This is a genomic window from Paenibacillus sp. J22P143 (assembly GCF_059692035.1).
Map to the genome: position 1 here is coordinate 128,728 of NZ_JCAUAQ010000007.1, position 23,546 is coordinate 152,273.

A 23,546-nucleotide genomic window follows, 5' to 3' on the forward strand; every position below is an offset into this window, starting at 1 on the left:
TTAATAAATACATAAATAGATCAGGGGAGAGAGACATCATGAGAAAAGCCATATTTTCAGTTCTAGCCGCAACTGTATTACTAACAGGGTGCGGGGCAGCGAAGACAGACACAGCATCACCTGCAGCATCAGGGGCGCCAGCAGCCAAATCAGATAAGAAGATTATTCTTATTACGCCTGAGAAAATTGGTGTGAATCCATTTTTCGCACAAATGGATGAAGGTGTGAAGAAAGCTAGTAAAGAATTTGGTGTTACTGTAAAAACCGTAGAATCCGCGGATGCGAGTGCAATCGAGCAAAACTTGCGCGCTGCCGTTGCCGATAATTATGATCTTATTATTACAAGTTCCTTCACGGCTGAGGATGCACTTAAAAAAGTAGCTACCGAAAATCCGAAGAAATCATTTGCTATTATTGACACGGTTGTCGACCTTCCGAATGTTCGCAGCGTTGTCTTCCGTGAGCATGAAGCAGCTTACTTGCTTGGAGCAGCTGCGGGTCTAGCTACGAAGAAAAATGTAGTAGGTATGGTTGCAGCGGTTGATATCCCGCTTATCAAGAAATATACGGTTGGCTTCCAAGAAGGTCTGAAATCAACGAATCCAAATGCGAAATTCATCGTAAACTATGTAGGCAGCTTCACGGATCCTGCTAAAGCCAAAGAATTGGCATTAACGCAATTCGCGCAAGGCGCAGACTTCATTGCTGGCGCATCTGCTGTAGGCGATCTAGGTGTATTTGAAGCAGCGAAAGAGAAAAGCTTCTTTACTTCCGGACAAGATATTGACCGTACCGTAACCGATCCACAGCATATCGTCCTTTCCCAATTGAAAGGTACGGATGCCGTTGCTTATCAAACGGTGAAAGATTTCGTAAATGGCACGTTCAAATTCGGTGCCGTTGACTACGGCTTGAAAGAAGATGGCGTTGGTCTTACTTTCGTAACGAGAGAAACGAAATCGACACTAAGTCCTTTCATCGGACAAGACGTTGTAACGAAGGTAAAAGCTATTCGTGATGATATCGTTTCTGGTAAAGTAAAAGTAGAAAACCCAGTTAAATAGTCATCCGCCGTACGATAATCTCATAGGTTTGACCTGGAAACTGTTTACGGAGACGTAAGCAGTTTCCTCATGTCTAGGTAAAGGAGCGAAAAACCGTTATGCTGCTTCAAATGCGTCAAATTACGAAAACATATGGCAATTTAACAGCGAATTCCAATGTTGATTTCTCGCTGCGTCAAGGTGAGATTCATGCGTTAGTCGGGGAAAATGGCGCTGGCAAAACAACCCTAATGCGCATCTTGTACGGCATGGAGCAGCCTTCGGCTGGCCGTATTCTTTTAAACGATAAAGAAGTTGTATTTACGAATCCCACTGACGCTATACATCATCGAATCGGTATGGTGCATCAGCATTTCATGCTTTTTCCGTCTTTTACCGTGGCTGAAAATATCGTGATCGGCAATGAGCCGAAAGCGTGGCTTTCATTTGATCGTAAAAAAGCCATCACCCAGGTTGAAGAGCTTTGTGCCCAATATCGCTTACCGATTGATCCGCGCATGAAGGTGGCCGATTGTCCACTTGGTTTGCAGCAGCGCGTCGAAATCTTGAAAGTGCTGTACCAAGGGGCCGACATTATTATTTTGGACGAGCCGACCGGGGTGCTTACACCATTGGAAGCGAAAGAACTTCTGGTCATTATGAGGAGCCTAGCCATTCAGGGCAAGAGCTTCATCATCATCACGCACAAGCTGCATGAAGTGATGGAGGTTGCTGATCGCGTTACCGTGCTTCGGGATGGCAAAGTGACGGGAACCGTCGATGCAGGGGCAACGAATATGGAAGAATTGTCGAAGCTAATGGTAGGCAGAGATTTGAAGCAGCTTAAGAAACGAGCTGTGAAGGTCGGTCAGAGCGTTCTTCAGGTTCAAGACGTTTCCATACATGGAGATAAAGGAAAGCCCGTGCTGGATCGCGTCAATTTGCAAGTAAAAGCGGGAGAAATCGTTGGTATTGCGGGCATTTCAGGTAATGGACAATCCGAATTGATTCAAGCTATTTCAGGACTCCAAACGATAGATCAGGGAGAAATTCAATTATTAGGCAAATCTATTCGGGAGAGGTCTGTACGTGAAATTAGAGATATTGGACTATCTCACGTTCCGGAAGATCGTTATCAATGGGGAGCCGCCAAAGAAGGTACTGTGTTAGAGAATGGGACGATGGGCCATCATAAAATCAAAAGTCGTTCAGGCTTTTTACAGGGCATGGAGCTCCGTCAAATGGTTAGCGGCTTTATCCAGCAATTTCAGATCAAAGCAGGCTCACAAGATGCGAAAGTGAAATTTCTATCCGGGGGTAATTTACAGAAGCTCATTGTGGCCAGAGAGATTGCACAGAAACAGCCCTTCCTCATAGCTGCTGAGCCTACTCGCGGTGTTGACATAGGGGCCATGGAATTGATTCATGAAGAGCTGCTTCGCAAACGCGATGAACAAGGTGCTATTCTATTAGTATCCTCCGAATTAACAGAGATTCTCAAGCTGTCAGATCGGATTGTGGTCATGTACGAAGGTCGAATTGCCGGCGAATTGTCGGCTGAAGACGCAACTGAGGAGCAAATTAGTTTAATGATGGCAGGAGGAAATTCAAATGCTTAAAAGTCGCTTCAACCTAAGCGCTTGGATTCAGCCGCTGCTTGCCGTTCTCATCGGTTTACTCGGTGGTGCGATTGCCATTTCACTGATTGGCGGGTCCGTCATTGAAACGTACACAGAGATGTGGAAAGGTGCCTTCGGCAACTTCTTCTATGTCACCAATACATTAACCCGTGCTACACCGCTCATTCTTGTTGGGTTAGGCGTTTCGATCGCCTTTCGTGCTGGATTTTTCAACATGGGAGCGGAAGGCCAAATGATTCTTGGCGCCTTATCGAGTGCCATGGTTGCCCTTTACCTGCCTGGACCTCCGCTATGCAAATTGCTGGCTGCCATTCTTGGCGGAATCTTGGCAGGCGGAATTTGGTCAGCGTTCGCTGGCTGGCTGGATGCTAGATTTCGATTGAATTTGATCATTACAACCTTGTTGCTTAATTATATTGCGGCTTTATTTGCAGGTTATTTGGTAGCCTATCCACTCAAGGACAAATCAGGTTCCGCTGCGCTAGCTCAAACGATGATGATCGATAAAAGCGTTTGGCTGCCCAAATTATTTCAAGGTATGAGCGTCCATGCCGGCTTTATCATCGCCATTGGACTCGCTATTCTCCTGTTTTTGTTCATTAAATATACAGTTGCCGGTTATGAAATTCGGATGTTGGGCTACAATCCGTTATTTGCGGCCTATGGCGGAGTAAATAGACGGAAAGTCATGCTAACGAGTATGTTCGCCAGCGGTGGTTTCGCAGGACTTGCTGGAGCCGTCGAAGTGCTTGGCATGCAGTATCGCTATACGGATGGCATGATTTCAAACCCAGGCTACGCTTGGTCAGGCATCATGGCTACTTTGCTTTCAGGGGCTCATCCATTGGGGACAGCCATCGCCTCTATTCTCCTTGCTGCGTTGCAGACCGGAGGCATGGGTGTTGAACGCAATACGGACATTCCGTTGCAAATATCCAGCGTTATTCAATCCTTGCTCATTCTGTTCGTTACAGCTAAATTCAGCTTTATCCTTTGGAAACGTCGGAAAGGAGGCAAGGGCGATGCAGCATCTTCTTGATGTGTCTTTATTTAACTCCATGCTTCGCATGGTCGCACCAATCCTTCTCGCCGCACTCGGTGGGGCGATTTGTTCGCGGGTTGGCTTATTTAACGTCGGCTTGGAAGGGTTCGTATTGGTCGGCGCCTTCTCGGCGATTGTTGGTAACTATTACACAGGAAACGTGTTTCTAGCTGTACTCATTGCCATCGCCGTAACCATGCTGTTTTCACTGATATTTGCTTATATGAGTATTCATTTGCAAGCGAATGTCATTGTTGTCGGTATTTCATTCAACTTTCTAGCCTTAGGCTTAACGGCGTTTTGTTTGAAAGCCATTTTTAATGTAAAAGGCGCTTACTATGATAAAAATATGATCGGTCTTCCAAAGTGGGATATCCCTATCATTCAAGATATCCCTGTCATTGGCGGGATTATTTCCGGGCATTCCCCACTTGTCTATCTGGCGTTTGTGCTCGTATTCGGTCTTCAATATTTACTATTTAAGTCCGTTCTAGGCTTTCGCATGATTGCAGTCGGGGAAAATCCGGTTGCCGCGAAAAGCCTAGGCATCAAAGTCAATCGGATGCAATATTTGGCGGTGCTGATCTGTGGTGTCCTGTGTGGACTAGCCGGTGCACAGCTTTCACTCGGACAAGTCACGATGTTTACCGAAGGGATGACGGCAGGCCGAGGCTTTATTGCACTCGTCGCAACGATGCTGGGACAAGCCAATCCGATTGGCGTCATGGCCTCCAGCTTACTATTTGGCTTAATGGATGCGTTCAGTATCCGACTTCAAGGCTTCTCTTTACCTACCCATTTCACACAAATGCTGCCTTATATCGTTACATTGCTTGCGATGCTATTCTTCCGTAAAGGGAATTACTTGGCGGATGCACAGAAAGCGAATGGCAGTTCACGTTAAGAGATTCACGCATAAGCTTAGGAGGATGACAGATGCACAAAGACACCAAAGCGGAGCGCATCAAGCGCATGCAAATCCCCGCTGTAGAGGTTCCACAAGAGCTTGCTGATCGAATTCCGCCTGGTCAAGTAGTTACGGACCGTTTCCCTATTTTGCATGAGGGAGAAGTACCGAAGTACGATATGGCGGAGTGGTCGTTACGCGTTTTTGGACAAGTAGCTGAAGAGAAAACCTTCAGCTACGACGACTTGCTTGCCCTGCCTCGCACCCAAATCCAATGCGATATTCACTGTGTGACCCGTTGGTCCAAGCTGGATACGGTGTGGGAAGGTGTGCGGTTCAGGGATTTCCTCCAACACTTGGATGTGAAACCTGAAGGAAAGTATGTCATGATTCACGCGGACAACGACTATGAAACGAATGTGCCACTCGCAGATCTCATGGGTGACGATATCTTGCTTGCCATGACCTTCGATGGCAAGCCGCTCACGCTAAAGCATGGCTGGCCGCTTCGGCTCGTAGTTCCCCATTTGTATTTCTGGAAAAGTGCCAAATGGATTCGCGGTATCGAGTTCATGGCCGAGGATCGCGAGGGCTTCTGGGAACGGAATGGCTTCCACAATGTAGCCGATCCTTTTGAAGAACAACGCTTCTCTGGCGAAGCCATTCCTATTCCAGAAGATGAATGGGTCAGAAAGGAGTTCGACTAGTATGTTATTGCCTATTTTACAAGTCAATTCGGAAGACCTATCACCATATGCGATCGTCTGTGGGGATCCGTTCAGAGCCGAAGCTATTTCGCGTAAGCTAGACAATGCAAGAGAGCTCAGCTTCAGCCGAGAATATCGTACTTTCGTTGGCGAAAAAAATGGTGTTCCCATCACCGTTGTAAGTCATGGTGTCGGATCCCCTGGTGCGGCAGTTTGCTTCGAAGAACTTATCAAAGGCGGCGTCAAGACATTGATTCGCGTCGGGACGGCTGGCTCCTACTCCGCGGATGTTCCACCAGGAAGTCTCGTTGTAAGCACCGCGGCGGTACGTGAAGAAGGTTTAACTCGCCAGTTAGTGCCACATGGCTTCCCTGCGGTAGCCGAACATGACGTTACACGCGCGCTTTATGAAGCAGCTTGTGAGACGGACGGTCTAGTGAAGCTAGGGATTACGGTTACGTTAGATGCTTTCTTCCAAGGCGTCGAGGAATTCCCGCATCGTAAATACAAGCAAGCTGGCGCTTTAGCCGTCGAGATGGAAATTGCGGCACTCTATGTCATCGCTTCGTTGCGCGGTGTGCGTGCTGGTGCTATTGTCGCCTTGGATGGCTATGCGGATGCTGATCTGCGGGAAGTGTACAACCCGCATACGGATGTTGTGTCTGGGGCGATTGAGCGGGAGATTGAAGCTGCGATTAGCGCGGTTGTGAAATTGGCGTCGGCTGACAACTAGAATCGTCCGAGCGATATTCATTAGCAGCACCGTATCTACATCCAGCGTACGCTCCATCCTGCTGCGAAAGTGCGAAAATGTAAAAGTGCATCAATGATCCGAGCACAAAAATAACCTTCAATCCCATAGTGGTCATTCCCGTGGTTTTGAAGGTTATTTCTTTATTAGGCTTTATAATTAGGCCTTATAAATCATCTATTAAGCCAACCATTGCTTCACTTTCGCGGAGAAGTTATTCAGCATCTCTTGTGAGCCGAATTGACCGCTGAAATCTTCAATACCGAGGTAGCCGTCATAACCAACTGCTTTCAAATCGCCAAGCAACTGCTTCCAGTTTACGATACCCTCGTCAATTGGCGTCCACGCGCATTTCCACAGCTTAATGCCGTCTTCTTCCTCTCCTGTAAGCGACCATGCGGCATTTTTGACATGCACATGTGCCAAGTAAGGTCCTAGCAATTCAAGGCCCATACGGTGGTTCTCGAACCCTTCATAAACCATGTTGCCCGCATCGTGAAGAACACCAAGATGCTCAGGTTTAAAGCCAGCTACCAGTCTGTGCGCAAGACTTGCGCTTGGCGCGATCGTATTCATATGAATTTCAACCAAGCCTTTCACCCCATACTGCTGGGAAAGCTCTTGAACATGGTGAAGGTAGTCCACTGCTTTGGCAAACAAATCATTGTAGTTTTTGCTTTTATCGTAAGCAGGTACACCCACACGGATGAAAGGTACGCCTACCTTTTGAGCCGCTTTAAAAACATGCTCCGTTTCAGCAACGTCACAGTTATTTAAATATGGCGTGATGCTCAAGTTCACCAAGTTTTCGTTAATGGCAGCAAGCTTAAAGCGTTCAAGCTCTGCCTCCGAAGCAGCTGGATCGATGGAGCACAGATTATTTCTCCAGAAGGATGGAGTCTCTCCCACAGCGTCAGCAGGGATATCTTTGAAGCGCCACTCAATACCAGTAATACCAGCAGCAGCAGCCGCTTTAGCAAGTTGTTCAGGGGTCAAATCTGGTGTCGCCACAGTAAATACGGATAATTTCATATATAAGCCTCCTAAAAGTTTTTCGCTAGAAAAACTAGCATCGTAAGCATAAGCTTAAGTATAAGCAAGATCAGGTTGAATGTTTAACTCTCCTATATTTTGCAGTATAATAATAACGTATTCATTGCATTAATTGGGCAAAAGTTTGCTTATATTGACTCCAACTCATAGAGGAGCGCTTCATATGCAGGAAATGTATAACAATCTCAATCATATGATAAATTTCCGACACGCGGTCACCCATAATCCGATCCCGCTGGAGTTCCACCAGCATCAGGACCATTATGAAATCTACTTCTTCCTTACAGGTGACGTTCATTATTTTATCGAAAAGCAAGTATATCCCTTGCAATATGGCGACTTGCTGATTATGCATAGCAATGAGCTTCATCGGCCTAATTTTCAATCGAAGAAACAGCGTTACGAGAATGTCGTTATTCACTTCAATCCCGCTCTGTTACAGCATTTCAATTCTACTGAGTTCAATCTGTTGGACTGTTTTGATAACCGTGTTTTTGGTGAGCAAAATCGGATGAGACTGACGCCGTCGCAAATCGACGACATCATGAAGCTCTATGAGCGAATGGAGATGCATCGCCGTCCGCAGGCACTACCAGGATCAGAGATCCTGTTCGTTGCTACCTTTATTGAGCTGCTCGTTTTTATCAATCGAATCTTTCAAAATCAAGGCAAACAAGAAGAGCAGGTCATGATGCCAGACAAGCTCTCCTCTCTATTCACCTACATTGACGAAAATCTAGATCAAGACCTGTCGCTCGAGGTGTTGGAGCAGGTCGTCTTCATGAATCGCTCCTACCTGTGCCGACTGTTCAAAAAGCATACCGGCAGCACGATTCACGAGCACATCCTGTTCAAACGAATTGCTAGAGCGAAACATTTGCTGCGTGAGGGCTCCACGGTCACTGACACGTGCCAGCTAGCAGGCTTCAATGACTATTCGAACTTCATTCGGACGTTTAAAAAGGCCGTTGGCCTGCCCCCGCGGCAGTACCAGTCGCAGCAGCGACGGGTGTAATAGGCAGTTGCAGTGAATTCCAATCCATCCTCAGGAGTTGATCTTAGTGTCCCACAGTCAGATTCAATCCGCTCAGGGACTGGCACTCGTTGCCCGAATCCGTGATTTTTGCACAAAACTGCCAGAAGTAGAAGAAAAGGTAGATGGATTTGGCCACACCACCTTTCGTGTCAAAGACAAACCTTTTATTTTTATGGGCGAAACGGATGGCCAAGTCTCAACATCACTCAAAACGAACCTTACTACGCAGGAGTTCCTCTTAGGTCAGGATGCCACGGCTTATCAGAAGACGCCTTACATCGGCCGTCACGGCTGGGTTAGCATCCTGAATGTTGAACTCGTGCCATGGACAGAGATTCAGGATTTGATCGTCGAAGGGTATGCGCGAACGGCACCCAAGAAGCTTGTCCAGCAGCTGAAAGTTACGATGTCATAAATACATTGTTTCATACAAAAAAGGTTGCCCACGTCAATACATGACGTTGGACAACCTTTTTACTGTGGAACGGAACCTATTTCAGGTTTTCCGGATTCAATACTAGAAGCTCAGGCAGAACGAAAATACCGTCCTTACGGATCAATACATCGTCGAACCAAATTTCGCCGCCGCCATACTCAGGACGTTGGATGTTTACCATGTCCCAATGCAGCGAGGATTTATTGCCGTTGTAGGCATCATCATAGCAATTACCAGGTGTGAAGTGGAAGCTGCCGTCGATTTTCTCATCGAACAGAATATCCTTCATCGGGTGTTTGATATAAGGATTCACACCAATCGCAAACTCACCTACGTAGCGAGCGCCTTCATCCATATCAAAAATCTCATTAATGCGATCCGTATCATTCGCCGTCGCTTTAACGATTTTACCATTTTCGAAATGGAGCACAACGTTCTCGAAAATAAAGCCATCATGAGGCGAAGGCGTATTGTACGAAATGATACCGTTAACGGAATCACGCACAGGAGCCGAATACACCTCGCCATCCGGGATGTTCAACTCGCCGTCGCATTTGACGCCGCCGATGCCTTTGATCGAGAACGTCAAATCCGTACCAGGGCCAACCAGGCGCACTTTGTCTGTGCGATCCATAAGCTCTTTTAACGGATCCATCGCTTTGGACATTTTGCCATAATCCATCGTACATACATTGAAGTAGAAATCTTCGAACGCTTCTGTACTCATGCTTGCCAGCTGCGCCATGGAAGACGTTGGGTAGCGAAGAACAACCCATCTTGTATCCTTAATGCGGACATCAAAATGAACCTGTTGATAATACACGGAGTTGTACAGCTTCATGCGATCAGCCGGAATATCCGACAGCTCATAAATATTAGCGCCTCCGCGTACACCTATGTAGCCTTGCATTTGTTTCATTTGGAACGAATCCGCATCCGCCCATGTTTGCATTTGAGCTTCTGTACCGTTCATAACGAGTTCACGAATGACAGCATGATCACGCAAGTTTACGAAAGGATGCGCTCCTGCGGCATGAACTTTCTTTACAATTTCTTTAACCAGCGCGGAATCAATCCCGTACGCTTCAATTAAAATATTCTCGCCAGCTTTCGCTTTCACGGAGTAATTCACCAATACGTCTGCAAGCTTAGTTAGTCTAGGATCCAACATGAATTAACTCTCCTCTTCTTGGGCGGGTTCGATGGGGTCAAAGCCTCTTTCATGTGTCTGAAAGCCGACCGTGGTCAAATAGAACCATTCCCCGTTCTCTTCTTGTTCGCTATCTAGCTCATAAATTAGGGCGCGAAATTTCCTCAACCATTCGGTATATTTCGCTCTACTCATTTTCACTTCAACCTGCGTCATGATGATGGGCCATTGAGTGCGGTCGGGTGACGGAATCTGAAACGCCTCTTCAGGCGCATTAATCGCTCTGTTTCTAGCATGTCCAAGTACACTCAAAGTACGTTCACGGTAGTAATTTTCTACCTCCGATACATACGGGAGCAAGTTCTCACTAGGCACAAAACCGCGTGCTACGGCACGATAGAATTTTTGTACAATACCATTCTTAAGTTCCGTACGAACAACAATAATCAAATTATGACGCTCAAGCTCGTTCAAATGATAATGCACCTTCGCGCGCGCCATCCCTAACAGTTTGGCCAACTGTTGGCCGGTATAAGCTTTCTCTATGAGATAAAGCAGTACTCTAGCACGAAGTGGATCACTAATGGTTTTGAGCTGTTCGAGTTCTTCAATGATATAAACAGGTTGCAATTTCATCGTGGATCCGACCTCCCTCTCTTGTACCAATGAAAAACGTATGTACATCTACTAGAACGAGTGAGTTTTTCTCGAAAAAGCCTTACGTCATGCGCTTCTTGGTCAACTTTTAATCTCTTAACGGGATTAATTAAACGACGGTCAAATCTTTTTAACCGTATCATAATGCTAAATAGAATCTATGTCAATTGCGGTTTCTGCCTACCTAATTAATCAGTACGACGCCTTTGTTTGTGCATCGTTTCACCGCGTTAACGAGTTACCGAAATTAAGCTTTCTACTATGGTAGCAAAAAGGGACGTTTCTGTCACCAATAAAGGTAGAAACGTCTCAGAGTTTTCAGCTGACAATTAATGATATTTGTCATTCGTCATCTTGTGATGCGAAGTGGGGGATGGTACTGGGCCATTCCAACCAGAGCCTATCCATCTATCAATTAATCTATTCTAGCTAATTACAGCTAACAATTAATGATATTTGTCATCCGTCATCTTGTGATGCGAAGTGGGGGATGGTGCTGTGCCATGCTAATTCCAGATAATTCCTGATTATTCATCTATCAGCTTTCGTAACGCCATGGCGGCTTCGCGTGGTGAGCGCGCACCCGCGATGGCGCTAACCGCCGCTATGCCATCCGCCCCTGCGCGGATGACGGCGCCCGCATTCGTGGCATCGATGCCACCGATGCCCACGAGCGGCAGCTGGATGCCGCCTGCACGCATCCGCGTTAGTACAGTAGGCCCCTGAGCCTCACGCGCATCGAGCTTCGTGCGCGTGGCGTACTGGGGGCCTACGCCCAAGTAGTCGGCGCCTTCGGCCAGCGCCGACTGGGCTTCGCCCAGATCGTGGGCCGATACGCCCACGATCATGTTCGGCAGCCGCTTGCGCACAGCAGCGGCTGGAGCGTCCTCTTGGCCGATGTGGATCCCATCGGCCGCAAGCGCTAGAGCCAGCCGTTCATCGTCGTTCACGATGAACGGGATCGCGCGCTGCGCGCAAAGCCGGCGCAGCCGTGCGCCTAGCGCGAGCAGCTCCGGCCCCTGCAGGGCGCCGGGGCCCTTCTCGCGCAGCTGAAACATCGTAATGCCGCCGTCGATGGCGGCTTCCAGCACTTCGTACGGGTCAGCCCCGCCACAATTGGGGCTGCCCATCACGAGATACAAACGCAGCGCCTTGCGCAGCTGCTCCTTACTCAACACAACGCTCATCGTACACCTCGCGTTGCAATATCCTTAACATCAGCAGCCCGAACACCCTGCTGATATGCCCAATGATTCGTCGGTCCATGCCCGCTTCCGATATGTAAAGGCTCCGATATCGCAGCGTGGATGAAGCTCTTCGCCAACTGCAAAGACGCCTTCGTCGCAAGTCCTTGCGCCAATCCCGACGTCAGTGCAGCTGCAAACGTACAGCCTGTTCCATGCGTGTGCTGCGTAACTAGCCTTTTAGACGTAAACTCAGTAAAGGAAGCTCCATCATACAGTAAATCCGTCGCCTGCTCGGTATTCGCTTCATGACCGCCTTTGATCATCACATGCTTACAGCCGTACGCATGAATTCGTATCGCGGCCTTCTGCCGAGAGTCCCCATCCGTAATCCGCATCCCGCTAAGCGCCTCCGCTTCAGGGATATTTGGAGTCACCACATCAGCTAGCGGCAGCAACGAATGGATCATGGCATCAATCGCCTCCTGCTGCAGGAGCGAAGCCCCGCCTTTGGCAATCATCACCGGATCTACAACAATTTGCGTCCATTCATACTTCTTGATGGCTGCTGCCACAATGCGAATAATATCTCCGCTGAAAAGCATCCCCGTCTTCAACGCATCAGGTCGCAAATCTTCCCCAATGGACGCCAATTGGCGCTCGATAGCTTCCGCGCCCATCGGGTAAACCCCTTGCACCCCCAACGTATTCTGTGCGGTTACAGCCGTAATCACGGACATGCCGTAGACGCCTATCTCTTGAAATGTTTTCAGATCCGCCTGAATGCCTGCGCCACCGCCGCTATCTGAGCCAGCTATCGTCAATGCTTTGTAAATCGCCACGCTATTCCCCCCTCTCTCAATCCTACGCTGCAGACTTCCATCTAGATTTTCTAACGGTCATAACGGACGTTATAGTTGCCTAAATAGCTTTATCCATGATCTAACGGACACCACAGACGTTATCTCAGCAGAATTCACAAGTATTAAGCAAATTCCGCTGTATAGCGTCTCCAGTGTCCGTTAGAATTTCAAAACCTCATATACTTACCAAATAGCGTCTTCCATGTCCGTTAGCCATGATTCCGTATTGCAGGGCTTTCCCTATCCCCGACTCAACCCGTCCATCGGACTGCTTGCCGATGCGTAGCGCTTCTTCGGAATGCGCCCCGCCTCAAAGCCAGCGCGTCCCGCTTCAATCGCGAGTTTCATGGCGTACGCCATTTTGACTGGATCCTTAGCACCTGATACTGCTGTGTTAAGCAACACGCCGTCCGCTCCCATTTCCATCGCCAATGCCGCATCCGAAGGTGCACCAATACCTGCATCCACGATAACGGGAACCGTCGCCTGCTCGATGATGAAGCTTAGGTTCAGCGGGTTAATAATCCCCTGCCCCGTGCCGATCGGTGATGCGCCTGGCATAATTGCATGTACGCCGAGAGCTTGCAGACGCTTAGCTAACAACACGTCATCTGATGTATAAGGAAGCACGATAAAGCCTTCCTCTAGCAGCATTTCCGAAGCTTTCAGCGTTTCCACTGGATCGGGCAGCAGCGTCATTTCATCCCCAATAACCTCAACTTTGATCATGTCGCACAAGCCTGAGGCTTTCGCTAAACGCGCGATGCGAACCGCTTCTTCGGCTGTTTTGGCACCTGCGGTATTCGGCAGCAATGTGAAATTCGACGTATCCAGCATCGACAAGAAATTCGGCTGACTCGCTTCAAAAATGTTCATCCGTCGCACCGCAAACGTCAAAATTTGGGACTCACTGATATCCACCGCTTGTTTTTGAATCTGAAAATCTGGAAACTTCCCCGTACCTAGCAGCAAACGTGAACGGAACTCATATGGACCGATTTTTAACATGTCTTTATCCTCCTCCAACGAAATGAACGATCTCAATTTTGTGACCTTCTGCAAGCTCAGCACCTGCGTGATCCTCTTTATGTAAAATGGCTGCGTTATGCTCAACCACGAGCATTTTGTCGCTCAAATCGAAGTGTGCCAGCAGCTCCACAACGGTTCGAATCGTATCGGGTACATCAACCTGCTGACCATTAATGTGCAGTTTCAAGGCTTATCCATTCCTTTCCTGTAGCCGAGAATTCTTCCTTAGCCTGCTGACTCACTCGCGTGGTCTCCGGCGATAAATCAGGGCTGAAAGCATTCAGCCAAGTGGCTAACGGTGGCATCCCTTGTTCACCAACGCCATCTCCGCCCACGATCCAATCCGCCATCACTTTCCCGGTGATCGGGCTCAGCAAAATCCCGTTGCGGTAGTGACCGCAAGCTGTATACAAACCCTCTACCATCGGTACCTTGCCGATGTAGGGCAATCCGTCGGCTGTCTGCGGGCGCAGCCCCGACCAAGCCTTCTCCCACTCTGCATCGCAAAGTAGCGGCATCAGACCCCTCGCGCGTTCCATCAGCTCGGCTAAGCCCGAGAGCGACACCTTGCGGTCATAGCTGTTCGGTACGACCGTCGCGCCGACCACCAACCGTCCGCCGGCTTTCGGAACGATATAGCACCCTGGCGTGAACAGGGTTTTCTTCAATAGAGGCTTCGGCGTCCTCACGGAAAAGCACTCGCCCTTCACGGGATACATCGGCAGGTCGATGCCGATGCCTGCAAGCAGCTGACCGCTCCACGTGCCTGCGGCGACGACAACGTGGTCGCTGTAGAGCGGACCGGCGGCTGTCAGCACGCCGATGACGCGCTCCTGCGCGGTCAGCAGCCCTTGCACCCCGGCGAAGGGTTGCACCTTCGCCCCCAGCACCTGCGCAGCCTGCGCGAACGCCGCAGCCAGCAAGGGCGCATCTACCTGCCCATCCTCGGGCAGGTACAGGGCTCCGCGCGTAGCTCCGCTCAGCGCGGGCTCTATCGCAGTGGCTTCAGCGGCGCTGAGCCACTGGGCCTTCTCGCCCACCGCGCGCTGGAGCTTCTCCCGCGCGCGCAGCTCTCGCTCTTGAACGTCGCTGAGCGCGACGTTCAGCAGCCCCTCACGGACGAGGCCGATGTCGATGCCCGTGAGTTCTCGCAGTTCCCCGCTTAGCTCGGGGAACATGGCACGGCTTTGGCGCGCCCATTGGAACAGGGCGCCGGTGTCCTCCATCTCGGACTGCGCACCGAGCATGCCCGCTGCCGCAGCCGAGGCTTCTGTGCCCAGCTGGCCGCGCTCCAGCAGCGTGACGGATTGCCCTCTTTTAGCCAAGTAATAGGCGATGGATGTACCAATAACACCACCGCCAACGATGATGACATCTGATCTTGTTGCTGACATTTAACTCACCTCTATCTGCCTAAGCTCATCGTGATAGGCCAGAACGGCTCCGAGTGGATCCGCTGCTTCCCAAATTCCGCTCATGACCGCGATACCCGATGCTCCTGTATCCAGCACGGATCTTACTCTCGCAGGCGTCATCCCACCAATCGCTATCACAGGAATGTTAACGTGATTAACCAGTTCCCGTAATTGCTCCAAGCCTCTAGGCGGCGCTCCCCGCTTCGAGTTTGTCGCAAAGATATGACCGTACATGACATAGTCGGCACCTTCTTTTTCACGCCATTTCGCCTCATCTGCATGATGCACGGAGACTCCGATGCGCTGTATCCCTTGGCAGAACTCATCCTGAATAACCAGCGATGGTGTCGTGCCTGGAAGCTGAAGCCCCCCTGTTTGTAGAGCTAGAGCGATAGAAGGAAAGCCGTTGATGTACAGACTTTTGGCAGGAATCCCTTGCTCCAAGATGTACTGCATGCCGATAAAAATTTCGTCCAAGGACTTCGTTTTTTCGCGAATATGAATCGCTGTGACATAGGGGTGAATCTGTGCCGCAATCTTCGCTATCTCTGACCATGTATGCTTTCCACCTGATATGACATGCAGCTCTTTCTCTGACACCGATCGCTCGACTCCTCTCCACCAAACATCGCTTGTGCTCACGAACAAGTAAACCATCCTGACGTTGTCGAAAAAATAAAAAAACCACTTTCCTCAGGAAAGTGGTTGTAGGCTGCCTCATCATATACCGATATTAAATCGGCTCCAAAGCTCGTTCCACTTTCCTCCGCTGGTATAAACCAGATCAGGTTCAAAGGGTTCAGTCTACACTGTCTCAGCCTCTCGGCGCCCCTAGGGATTCATTCGTTTGCAATTACTAAATATCATAGCATGACAGCCAACTCTTGGAAATAACTAATTTCCATCGTATCCCTCATTCGACCATAATGAAACTAATTCCAACTTCACCCGTATAGCATAGCAGTAAATCTTATATTAAAGGGGTGTTTTCAATGGAACCATTTGTACTGCCAGAACCCGATCGACGAAGACCTACCTCGCTCCCTCCGGGCTTGGTGACTAAAATCATAGCCGGCCTTATTATCGTTCTTGTCCTCATCTTTGGATCGTCCACCTTCTATACGGTGCAGGAGCATGAGAAAGCGGCCATTTTAACATTAGGCAAATATACGACGGAGAAGGAAGCTGGGCTTCACTTTAAACTCCCTTTCCCTATTCAACAGGTGATTGTACTGCCTGCCAAAAAGACTCAGCGTATCCAGATCGGCTTCCGTGAAGCCAATGGTAAAATCACACCCGTAGATGAAGAAGCGATGATGATCACGGGGGATGAAAATATTTTATCAGCCGATGCCGTTGTGGAATGGAATATCAGTGACATGCGTAACTACTTGTACAACATTGATAATGCAGAATTGTTCCTTCGCAACTCCGCGAGTGCAGCGATTCGTTCAGTTATCGGTGCTACCGCACTCGATTTTGCCATTACAGAAGGAAAAACCGAGGTCCAAGGCAAGGTCAAAGAACGATTGATCGAGATGCAGACCAAATATCAAACTGGCATCCATATTGTCGATTTGAAGTTCCAAGATATTGAGCCGCCTGCGGGTGATGTACAGAATGCTTTTAAAGATGTAACGAATGCGCGGGAAGAGAAAAACACGAAGATTAACGTCGCAACGAAATACGAAAATGATATCCTGCCTAGGGAGCGCGGAAACGCTCAGGCCCTTCTTGAGAATGCCGAAGCCCAGAAGAAATCACGGATTTTGAATGCTCAGGGGGATGTTGCGAAGTTCAATGCCATCTATGCGGAGTATGCGAATAATAAATCGGTTACGGAAAGCAGACTTATCATCGAGACGTTAGAGAAAATATTACCGAATGCCAAAATTTTCATCAGCGACAGCACCGGCGAAACGGTCAAATATTTACCAATTAATGAGCTGTTACGGACACCTGCCGCTGCAACAGGAACGGCGCAAGGAGGGGCTGCGAAATGACCATGCAACGCAAATGGATTTTCAGATCAATCGTTGGTGTAGTTCTTGCTTTTTTCTTCCTGATTTCCATCTTTATTGTCAAAGAAGGACAATACCGCGTCGTTCTCAAATTCGGAGAAGCCGTTCGGATCCAAACGGAGCCTGGGATTCATTTTAAAATCCCATTCATTGAATCGGTTCGCACGCTTCCAAAATATCAGATGGTGTATGACAGCAAGCCTACTTCCATTTTGACCAAAGATAAAAAGCCGATCGAAGTTGATAACTATACGGTATGGCGGATTGATGATGCTCAGCAGTTCCTGCGTACGATTCAATCCATCACAGGCGGGGAAGAGCGCATTGATGCGGCTGTGTATAACACCGTTAGACGGAAATTATCGGAGATCAATTACAGCGATATCATCAGCGAAAATACACAACGTGGTAACCTGAACGATGAGATTACGAAGGAAGTTTCGGAGTTGATGGAGCGCGATAACTACGGCATCCAAATCGTCGATGTGCGTATCAAACGTACCGATCTGCCCGATTCTAACAAGCAAAGCGTGTATAAACGGATGATTTCCGACCGCCAATCCATCGCGGCGAAGTACTTATCCGAGGGGGATGAAGAATCGAAGAAAATCACCTCCAAGGCTGACAGACAGGCAAGCGAGTTGATCGCTCAAGCCCAAGCTGACGCGAAGAAAATCGTGGCTGAAGGCGAGCAAGAAGCGGCTAAAATTTACAACACTGCCTACGGCCAGGACCCAGCCTTCTACAATTTCTACCGTACGCTGGATAGTTACTTGGTGTCATTTAAAGGAGAGCCTGTCATCATGCTTCCTATTGATTCCCCGTACACGAAAATTTTACTTGGTAAATAAATTGGTTATCCCTCAGAGCATGTCATCTTCGGATGGCATGCTTTTTTTATTGATGTCATTAACCTTCCTCTAATTGACTCTTATCTTCTATTTTTTGTTCTGCTACAATTGTAAGATCAATCGGCATATTACTGCACCAGTTCTGAACTGGTCACGAAAGGAATGTTCACCTAGATGCTGCCTCAGTTGAATCGTCAATTAGAAAAGATTATGCCGCTTATCACCCCCATCAGTGTCCTGATCGGCGTTCTGCTCGGAAGTCACTTATCAGGATTCACCTATTTATCACCTTGGTTGTTTGCCTTCATGACCTTCTCGGGGAGTATCTCCTCCAGTTTCCGAGAATTCATTAAGGTCGTTGTTCAACCGCTTCCGCTTCTAGCTACTTTGTTCATCTTGCATGTCGGGATGCCGCTTATTGCGCTCGGTCTCGGGCATGCTGTTTATAGTCACGAACCGTTGACGATTACGGGACTTATTTTGGCCGCAGCCATTCCTACTGGGATTACTAGCTTCGTGTGGGTGGCGATCTATCGGGGCAATATTGTGCTTACATTATCGATCATCCTGATGGATACGATTCTCTCACCTTTCGTCGTACCGTACACACTGTCTGTTTTGGTTGGCACCAAGGTACAGCTCGATACCTTTGCCATGATGAAGGGCTTATTCTTCATGATCGTCGTACCTTCTCTCATCGGGATGCTGCTGAATCAATGGACGCGAGGGAAAATTAAGGAGCAGTGGGGTGGTCGTTTAGGTCCTTTTTCTAAAATTTTCATGGGTATCGTCGTTGCGATTAATAGCTCCGTCATCGCTCCCTATCTGCGGGATTTCAACGCCAAATTGCTAGGATTGGCAGCTTTTGTGCTCATTGTGGCCTCGCTGGGCTACATGATCGGTTGGCTTGTCGCTAGGTTGTTCCGTTGGGAACAAGATGTCGTGGTTGCCCTTACTTTTAACAGTGGTATGCGAAATATCAGTGCGGGCGCGGTACTCGCTGTAGCCTATTTCCCGCCGCCCGTGGCGATTCCAGTCGTGCTTGGCATGCTGTTCCAGCAATCACTTGCTTCCCTCTTCGGCTTTCTTCTGAATCGAAAGTATGCGTTAAAAAGTGACACGCCTAGCTTAAAGGTTAATGGTGTTAAACAAATGTGAGAAAAGGCTGCTCAGCGTTTCGCTGGCAGCCTGCATGCACCCTATTCACTTCTTAAGACGATTAAACAACATATAGGAGTAGAGAACTGGAATTAAAGAACTAATTGGCGTTCGAATTCCGAACGTATAGTTGGGCTTCACCTGCGTTAAGAAATTCCCCATGACAGCAAACAACGCGCCAAGCGGAATCATCGTGATTTTTTGGAAATCCAAGCTATGGCCTAAATTAACGAAAATGACCGCCCAGCCTACAACAGCTAAAAGAAGGGTCACCCCGAACCGTGTCACCTCAAAAGCCGCAGGAAATTTCTCGAAATTCGCTTTCTTCGGATCAATAGACCTCATAACCCGCATATGTTTTCATGACGGTTCCTCCTGATCTTTTTTGTTAAGTATGTTAAACATCCATCCAATCACTTCTTCGACAACTGTGGTGTGCAAGGTGTACATAATATGTTGTCCCTGACGTTCATCAAGTACAAGCCCCGCCTGTTTAAGCAAATTCAAATGATGCGATATGCTCGGCTTGCTAATCTTGAAATGATCAGCCTCAATTGGCGCATGCCCTTTGCTTCTTTGGCTTTACAAACACTTTTTGGCTATTCACCACAACTTATTATCCATATTATAGTAGAACATACTAGGTGATTGAAATCATGGCATGAAGGAGTGACAGACGATGTGGAAAAAGATTGTAGCTCTTGGGCTAGTCAGTATAGGCTTGCAAGTCAGTCTTGGGATTTCTTCGGGGAACGCTTACGAATATGCTGATACACCAACGGAAGTCGCGGACGGGGTCCATATTCCCACAAAAATAACCCTGCTTGCGGACATTCCTTACTATGTGATTCCGAATGCACTGCTGAACAAAGCAGAGGGGTCCTTCTCCCCTCAGACCGTTGAGGTCATTGAAGCCGAAACCCACTGGTCAGGGGGATGGAATTGGTGGAAAATACATACCGACGTCGGAGATCGATGGATTAAAACCGCTCCTTGGCAATTCGAAGCCCCGCCGCCAACGACGATAAGCTTGATGATCGAGACGCCGATCTATGCGAAGCCATCGGAAAAAAGCCAGCCTACAGCAGCCCTTTCCCCACAGGAGGTCCGTGTCGTTGACGCAGAAAAAGGTTGGTTCAGGAATAGCTCTGGTGGAGGCGATGTTTACAATCCGAAGAAATGGCTAAAAATTCACACAACCTGGCTGGGAGATCAGTGGATTCATTTGAATCTAGATCAGATTGGCACCTTCCTTCCAGCAGATCAAATGAGCTATTATTCAAACTTTTCCTATAACCTTAAGCCTCAATTTGATTATCAAACCTATCAAACAGACGGGACTCTATTTAAACAGTTTGTACATGTAACTGGCAAATTTCATACTTTGCTCGGAACCTATTATCGAATCAACACAGCTGATGGTGTGAAATGGACATTTGGTGGCGGACAACCGATCGAATCCGAAACAAAGATCATTAAACGAACACATCCAAGTGCGCTGTATACTTATCCTTCCGCCCAGTATGAGGATGAGCCTAAGTTAGTCCTTACAGGAGACTTGCCTGTCTTTGAAAAAACATATAACGAATACATCACTAATTATGGCTATGATGGTGATTGGTATCACGTGCGGACCACGCAGGGTGAAGGCTGGTTTAATCCTACGTTTGCCGAACCTGAGGATGCTGTCGCTGAGACTGCAACCATCCAGCTTAACTCGCCTGTCACGTATCTGTACCGTTATCCACAGGCATCTCACTTCATCGTGGGCAGCTCGGCCCACAAACTCTCCATCCATTAGCCGCTTGGACCGACCCGAATGGCATCCGTTGGTTCCAGATTAATTCATTCGTGGGTAAGGCATGGATTCAGCTTGTCCCCAGTATGGATAGGGTAGTATTGAAGGACCGCGAATCGGATATGGAAATCCAAAGCAATAGCTCCTATCAAGGGGCTTTCTATAAAAATGAGGAAGGTGCCTATACACACGGCAGTGAATCCATTGGATTCGACGACAAGCAAGGTGAACCTTTCTTAGATACTGCCTTTCTTGCACGTATGTATCATTACGAGCTAACAGGTCCTGATGTCGCAGGCTGGTGGACGTTAACGAACGATTCCGGCTATGCTTTTCAAATAAAAACGGGCGATCTTCAGGCTAGAACACGCTGGGACGGTAAATTGGCTAAACAGTTCACACTTGCCTCTTCACCTGTTTCTCCTAACCCTCAGGGCACACCCTACCTCAGTCTAACCGATATAAGAACTTTGTTTGGAGCCACCACCAACGTCAACAAAGGCTATAATGATAGCAAGGTTATAACATTAAGTTCACGCCAGTATGAGATTGCTCATCTCCAACTGCCTCCTAATGCAAGTGATAAACATTGGCGTATGTCAGGGCTGCTTTATGCTAACCGTTATGATGAGAGTGGCAGCATCTCTCAAACCTTACAAATCACGGTTAACAACCGCGATTCCAACGAAACATCCACAACCGAACAAGTTGCCGCGATGAAATTACTTTATGATTTGAGTTATAACGATGGGCTGTATGACATTTCATTGGATCAACCACTTAAGCCAGGGATGAATCATCTGACCGTCAGTTTCAAAGTCGGGGAACGGATTATTTTACAGCGTGATTGGGATATCATGGGTGCTACGAAATAGCCATATAAAAAAAGCGGGTTGCCAAGTTCAAGGCAACCTGCTTTTTGCATCCTTTCTAGATTAACCCTGCCTCCACTCACGCTTCAGCATGCCATACACAATAAGGTCGATGTAATGATCATTCAGCCATGCGGCATCTCGAATCTGACCCTCTCTTGTAAACCCTAATTTCTCGGGAATGGCTCGGCTTTTAAAGTTGCTATCTCCACATTTGATTTCGACTCGGTTTAAGCCTAGTTCGTTAAACGAATAGTCTACAAGCCATTGAGAGGCTCTAGTCATGATGCCGTGACCTTGAAAGCCTTCCCCTAACCAGTAACCAAGGCTTGCGCTATGATTAGCCCAATTAATCGGGTGAAATCCGATACAGCCTGCGAACTCCCCCCTGAACCAAATGCCAGCTGTGAAGCCATTATTGGATGCCTCTTGATTTTGACAGTGCTGTATAAAGGCTATGGAATGATCGCTATTCTGCGTCGCATCCACCCATGGCAACCATTCTCTCAGGTACGCTCGACAGCTATCGGTTAGTGCAAATAGGGCTTCAGCATCCTTCGGTTCAAGTGATTTGAGTGTCAGGTCAGCGTCGATTGCTATGATCATATAATCTCCCCTTCATCCTCATATCTAGGAATCACATGTAAAAGCGCATGAAATATGTCCTGTCCTTCAACATGACCACCATTCCAGCCCACATTGTATCCTATGGTTGATAGTATTCGAGATGAAAATGGAAATTCCTGTAGTTTCCTCCCCAGTGAATAGATGTATAACTAAAGTTAATTTTTGCGAGTCCGACGTTTATAAAAGAAAATGCCACGCCCCTCCTGGGACGCGGCTCACGCGAAGAATATGGTGTTTGCTGGACATTAAATATTCACCGGCATCGGATCATGCTTAAGGCTATTCTCTACGGCAATCGTCTTGTTCCCATCGGATGCGTAAACGCGATGTATGAGTACATGAACACTTGCGCCTGGATCCAGCGTCGGCTTCTCAAACGACCGGTATGCAATCAGCTTAAAATCCTCAACTTCCACTTCCACCTGCCAGCTCGTTCCGCGAAAGAAAAGATTTCTCACGATGCCTTGCTGAGATGCCGAAGGATGGCTCAGCTCGTTCTTGTTTCCAACCTCGACAAATTCAGGCCGGATAACGGCCTTGCAGCCGCTCGCCAATTGCTCGAAGCCCCGCAGCAGATGCGCATCTGGTATCTCGCTCGATTCGCCAATAAAGCCCGCCACGAAAGGTGTTTGTGGCTTCTTATAAATATCGATAGGCGTTCCCTTCTGCTCCAGTCGGCCTCGCGAAATAATCATAATCTCATCAGCCACTTCGACGGCTTCTTCCTGATCGTGCGTGACGAATATGGTCGTGATGCCAACTTTATTGATTGTTTCACGCAGCCAGGTCCGCAATTCCTTACGCACTTTGGCATCAATGGCCGCGAACGGCTCATCAAGCAGCAACAGCCCTGGCTTCGGCGCTAATGCCCGAGCGAATGCCACACGCTGACGCTGTCCGCCGGACAGCTGATGAGGGAGCCTTTTTTCCAGCCCAGTCAGCCCAGTCAGTGTTACTAGCTCATGCACGCGAGCCTGAATGTCCGCCTTTTTCTTCTTCTGCACGCTCAGACCAAACGCAATGTTATCGAACACGCTCATGTGTCGAAAAAGAGCATAGTTCTGAAAAACAAAACCCAGGTTCCGCTCCTGCGGCGACAGGTCGTTAACCCGCTGCCCGTCGAACAAAATATCCCCGTTGGTTGGCTCTTCCAGGCCCGCTAACATGCGTAGAATTGTCGTCTTGCCGCCGCCACTCGGTCCCAGGAAGCCAATCAGTTGGCCCTGCTGCACACGAAACGATACATCGTCGGCAGCCTGAAAGCTGCCGAAATGTTTAGAAAGATTTCTAACCTCGATCTGCATGT

The 23,546-nt window shown here is 48.3% G+C and carries 25 protein-coding genes, 1 pseudogene and 1 riboswitch; of the genes and pseudogenes, 13 read left to right on the plus strand and 13 right to left on the minus strand.

Going from position 1 to position 23,546, the window contains the following annotated elements:
• Nucleotides 1-38 precede the first annotated feature (38 nt).
• The 6 genes from AC58PQ_RS13885 (at nucleotide 39) to AC58PQ_RS13910 (ending at nucleotide 6,072) form a co-directional block, all read left to right on the plus strand.
• Nucleotides 39-1,064, plus strand: a complete 1,026-nt coding sequence (locus AC58PQ_RS13885) for a BMP family lipoprotein (RefSeq protein ID WP_497242511.1) — start codon at nucleotides 39-41, stop codon at nucleotides 1,062-1,064.
• Nucleotides 1,065-1,162: 98 nt separating this feature from the next.
• A complete protein-coding gene (locus AC58PQ_RS13890) occupies nucleotides 1,163-2,662 on the plus strand; it encodes an ABC transporter ATP-binding protein (protein WP_497242512.1) in 1,500 nt (499 codons plus the stop codon).
• Nucleotides 2,655-3,722 (plus strand): ABC transporter permease, encoded by a 1,068-nt coding sequence (locus AC58PQ_RS13895; RefSeq protein ID WP_497242513.1) that lies wholly within the window; start codon nucleotides 2,655-2,657, stop codon nucleotides 3,720-3,722. Before AC58PQ_RS13890 ends, AC58PQ_RS13895 begins: the two co-directional genes overlap by 8 nt.
• Nucleotides 3,706-4,629 carry an ABC transporter permease gene (locus tag AC58PQ_RS13900; RefSeq protein ID WP_497242514.1) on the plus strand — a complete coding sequence of 308 codons (924 nt, stop codon included), beginning with the start codon at nucleotides 3,706-3,708 and terminating at the stop codon, nucleotides 4,627-4,629. Before AC58PQ_RS13895 ends, AC58PQ_RS13900 begins: the two co-directional genes overlap by 17 nt.
• 32 nt (nucleotides 4,630-4,661) lie before the next feature.
• The gene (locus AC58PQ_RS13905; protein ID WP_497242515.1) at nucleotides 4,662-5,339 is read left to right on the plus strand and encodes a sulfite oxidase-like oxidoreductase; all 678 of its coding nucleotides are present in this window, start codon (nucleotides 4,662-4,664) and stop codon (nucleotides 5,337-5,339) included.
• 1 nt (nucleotide 5,340) lies between these two features.
• Complete coding sequence (locus AC58PQ_RS13910) at nucleotides 5,341-6,072, plus strand: nucleoside phosphorylase (protein ID WP_497242516.1); 732 nt, start codon at nucleotides 5,341-5,343, stop codon at nucleotides 6,070-6,072.
• Between the two features lie 198 nt (nucleotides 6,073-6,270).
• Here the strand turns inward: AC58PQ_RS13910 and AC58PQ_RS13915 are convergent, their stop codons facing one another.
• Entirely contained in the window at nucleotides 6,271-7,122 is an 852-nt protein-coding gene (locus tag AC58PQ_RS13915) for a sugar phosphate isomerase/epimerase family protein (protein ID WP_497242517.1), read from the minus strand.
• A 184-nt stretch (nucleotides 7,123-7,306) separates the two neighbouring features.
• On the opposite strand from AC58PQ_RS13915, the gene AC58PQ_RS13920 reads away from it, so the two are divergent.
• Together AC58PQ_RS13920 and AC58PQ_RS13925 are read left to right on the plus strand one after the other, a co-directional pair.
• Entirely contained in the window at nucleotides 7,307-8,158 is an 852-nt protein-coding gene (locus AC58PQ_RS13920) for a helix-turn-helix domain-containing protein (RefSeq protein ID WP_497242518.1), read from the plus strand.
• A gap of 46 nt (nucleotides 8,159-8,204) precedes the next feature.
• Nucleotides 8,205-8,594: an MmcQ/YjbR family DNA-binding protein gene (locus tag AC58PQ_RS13925; protein WP_497242519.1), complete on the plus strand. Its 390-nt coding sequence runs from the start codon at nucleotides 8,205-8,207 to the stop codon at nucleotides 8,592-8,594.
• A gap of 76 nt (nucleotides 8,595-8,670) precedes the next feature.
• On the opposite strand, the gene AC58PQ_RS13930 is transcribed toward AC58PQ_RS13925, so the two are convergent.
• The 8 genes from AC58PQ_RS13930 to AC58PQ_RS13965 form a co-directional block, all read right to left on the minus strand.
• On the minus strand, nucleotides 8,671-9,786 hold the full coding sequence (locus tag AC58PQ_RS13930) for an aminopeptidase (protein WP_497242520.1): 1,116 nt from the start codon (nucleotides 9,784-9,786) through the stop codon (nucleotides 8,671-8,673).
• A gap of 3 nt (nucleotides 9,787-9,789) precedes the next feature.
• Nucleotides 9,790-10,401 (minus strand): ArsR/SmtB family transcription factor, encoded by a 612-nt coding sequence (locus AC58PQ_RS13935; RefSeq protein WP_497242521.1) that lies wholly within the window; start codon nucleotides 10,399-10,401, stop codon nucleotides 9,790-9,792.
• A 548-nt stretch (nucleotides 10,402-10,949) separates the two neighbouring features.
• Nucleotides 10,950-11,609, minus strand: a complete 660-nt coding sequence (gene thiE / locus AC58PQ_RS13940; RefSeq protein ID WP_497242522.1) for a thiamine phosphate synthase — start codon at nucleotides 11,607-11,609, stop codon at nucleotides 10,950-10,952.
• Nucleotides 11,606-12,448 (minus strand): bifunctional hydroxymethylpyrimidine kinase/phosphomethylpyrimidine kinase, encoded by an 843-nt coding sequence (thiD, locus tag AC58PQ_RS13945; RefSeq protein ID WP_497242523.1) that lies wholly within the window; start codon nucleotides 12,446-12,448, stop codon nucleotides 11,606-11,608. Before thiD ends, thiE begins: the two co-directional genes overlap by 4 nt.
• A 261-nt stretch (nucleotides 12,449-12,709) precedes the next feature.
• Nucleotides 12,710-13,477: a thiazole synthase gene (locus AC58PQ_RS13950; protein ID WP_497242524.1), complete on the minus strand. Its 768-nt coding sequence runs from the start codon at nucleotides 13,475-13,477 to the stop codon at nucleotides 12,710-12,712.
• A gap of 4 nt (nucleotides 13,478-13,481) precedes the next feature.
• Nucleotides 13,482-13,685 carry a sulfur carrier protein ThiS gene (gene thiS / locus AC58PQ_RS13955; protein WP_056608183.1) on the minus strand — a complete coding sequence of 68 codons (204 nt, stop codon included), beginning with the start codon at nucleotides 13,683-13,685 and terminating at the stop codon, nucleotides 13,482-13,484.
• Nucleotides 13,669-14,892 (minus strand): glycine oxidase ThiO, encoded by a 1,224-nt coding sequence (gene thiO / locus AC58PQ_RS13960; protein WP_497242525.1) that lies wholly within the window; start codon nucleotides 14,890-14,892, stop codon nucleotides 13,669-13,671. The genes thiS and thiO overlap by 17 nt, the downstream gene beginning before the upstream one ends.
• Nucleotides 14,893-15,513 carry a thiamine phosphate synthase gene (locus tag AC58PQ_RS13965; RefSeq protein ID WP_497242526.1) on the minus strand — a complete coding sequence of 207 codons (621 nt, stop codon included), beginning with the start codon at nucleotides 15,511-15,513 and terminating at the stop codon, nucleotides 14,893-14,895.
• Nucleotides 15,514-15,657: 144 nt separating this feature from the next.
• Nucleotides 15,658-15,756, minus strand: a riboswitch (TPP riboswitch).
• Between the two features lie 149 nt (nucleotides 15,757-15,905).
• Between AC58PQ_RS13965 and hflK the strand changes: the two genes are divergently transcribed.
• The 3 genes from hflK to AC58PQ_RS13980 all read left to right on the plus strand — a co-directional run bounded on the left by hflK (nucleotide 15,906) and on the right by AC58PQ_RS13980 (nucleotide 18,943).
• Nucleotides 15,906-16,916, plus strand: coding sequence for an FtsH protease activity modulator HflK (gene hflK, locus AC58PQ_RS13970; protein WP_497242527.1), 1,011 nt, complete (start codon nucleotides 15,906-15,908; stop codon nucleotides 16,914-16,916).
• Nucleotides 16,913-17,785, plus strand: a complete 873-nt coding sequence (gene hflC / locus AC58PQ_RS13975; protein WP_497242528.1) for a protease modulator HflC — start codon at nucleotides 16,913-16,915, stop codon at nucleotides 17,783-17,785. Before hflK ends, hflC begins: the two co-directional genes overlap by 4 nt.
• Before the next feature lie 174 nt (nucleotides 17,786-17,959).
• Nucleotides 17,960-18,943, plus strand: coding sequence for a bile acid:sodium symporter family protein (locus tag AC58PQ_RS13980; protein WP_497242529.1), 984 nt, complete (start codon nucleotides 17,960-17,962; stop codon nucleotides 18,941-18,943).
• A gap of 45 nt (nucleotides 18,944-18,988) precedes the next feature.
• Here the strand turns inward: AC58PQ_RS13980 and AC58PQ_RS13985 are convergent, their stop codons facing one another.
• A complete protein-coding gene (locus AC58PQ_RS13985) occupies nucleotides 18,989-19,297 on the minus strand; it encodes an SdpI family protein (RefSeq protein ID WP_497242530.1) in 309 nt (102 codons plus the stop codon).
• Between the two features lie 6 nt (nucleotides 19,298-19,303).
• Nucleotides 19,304-19,492 (minus strand): annotated as a pseudogene (locus AC58PQ_RS13990) (ArsR family transcriptional regulator); the annotation flags it as partial.
• A gap of 130 nt (nucleotides 19,493-19,622) precedes the next feature.
• Here AC58PQ_RS13990 and AC58PQ_RS13995 point away from each other — a divergent pair.
• Together AC58PQ_RS13995 and AC58PQ_RS14000 are read left to right on the plus strand one after the other, a co-directional pair.
• Entirely contained in the window at nucleotides 19,623-20,744 is a 1,122-nt protein-coding gene (locus tag AC58PQ_RS13995) for a hypothetical protein (RefSeq protein ID WP_497242531.1), read from the plus strand.
• A gap of 98 nt (nucleotides 20,745-20,842) precedes the next feature.
• On the plus strand, nucleotides 20,843-21,616 hold the full coding sequence (locus tag AC58PQ_RS14000) for a hypothetical protein (protein WP_497242532.1): 774 nt from the start codon (nucleotides 20,843-20,845) through the stop codon (nucleotides 21,614-21,616).
• Between the two features lie 60 nt (nucleotides 21,617-21,676).
• Here AC58PQ_RS14000 and AC58PQ_RS14005 read toward each other — a convergent pair whose 3' ends face one another.
• Nucleotides 21,677-22,219, minus strand: a complete 543-nt coding sequence (locus AC58PQ_RS14005; protein ID WP_497242533.1) for a GNAT family N-acetyltransferase — start codon at nucleotides 22,217-22,219, stop codon at nucleotides 21,677-21,679.
• A gap of 266 nt (nucleotides 22,220-22,485) precedes the next feature.
• Nucleotides 22,486-23,544 carry a sulfate/molybdate ABC transporter ATP-binding protein gene (locus AC58PQ_RS14010; protein ID WP_497242534.1) on the minus strand — a complete coding sequence of 353 codons (1,059 nt, stop codon included), beginning with the start codon at nucleotides 23,542-23,544 and terminating at the stop codon, nucleotides 22,486-22,488.
• Nucleotides 23,545-23,546: the final 2 nt, after the last annotated feature.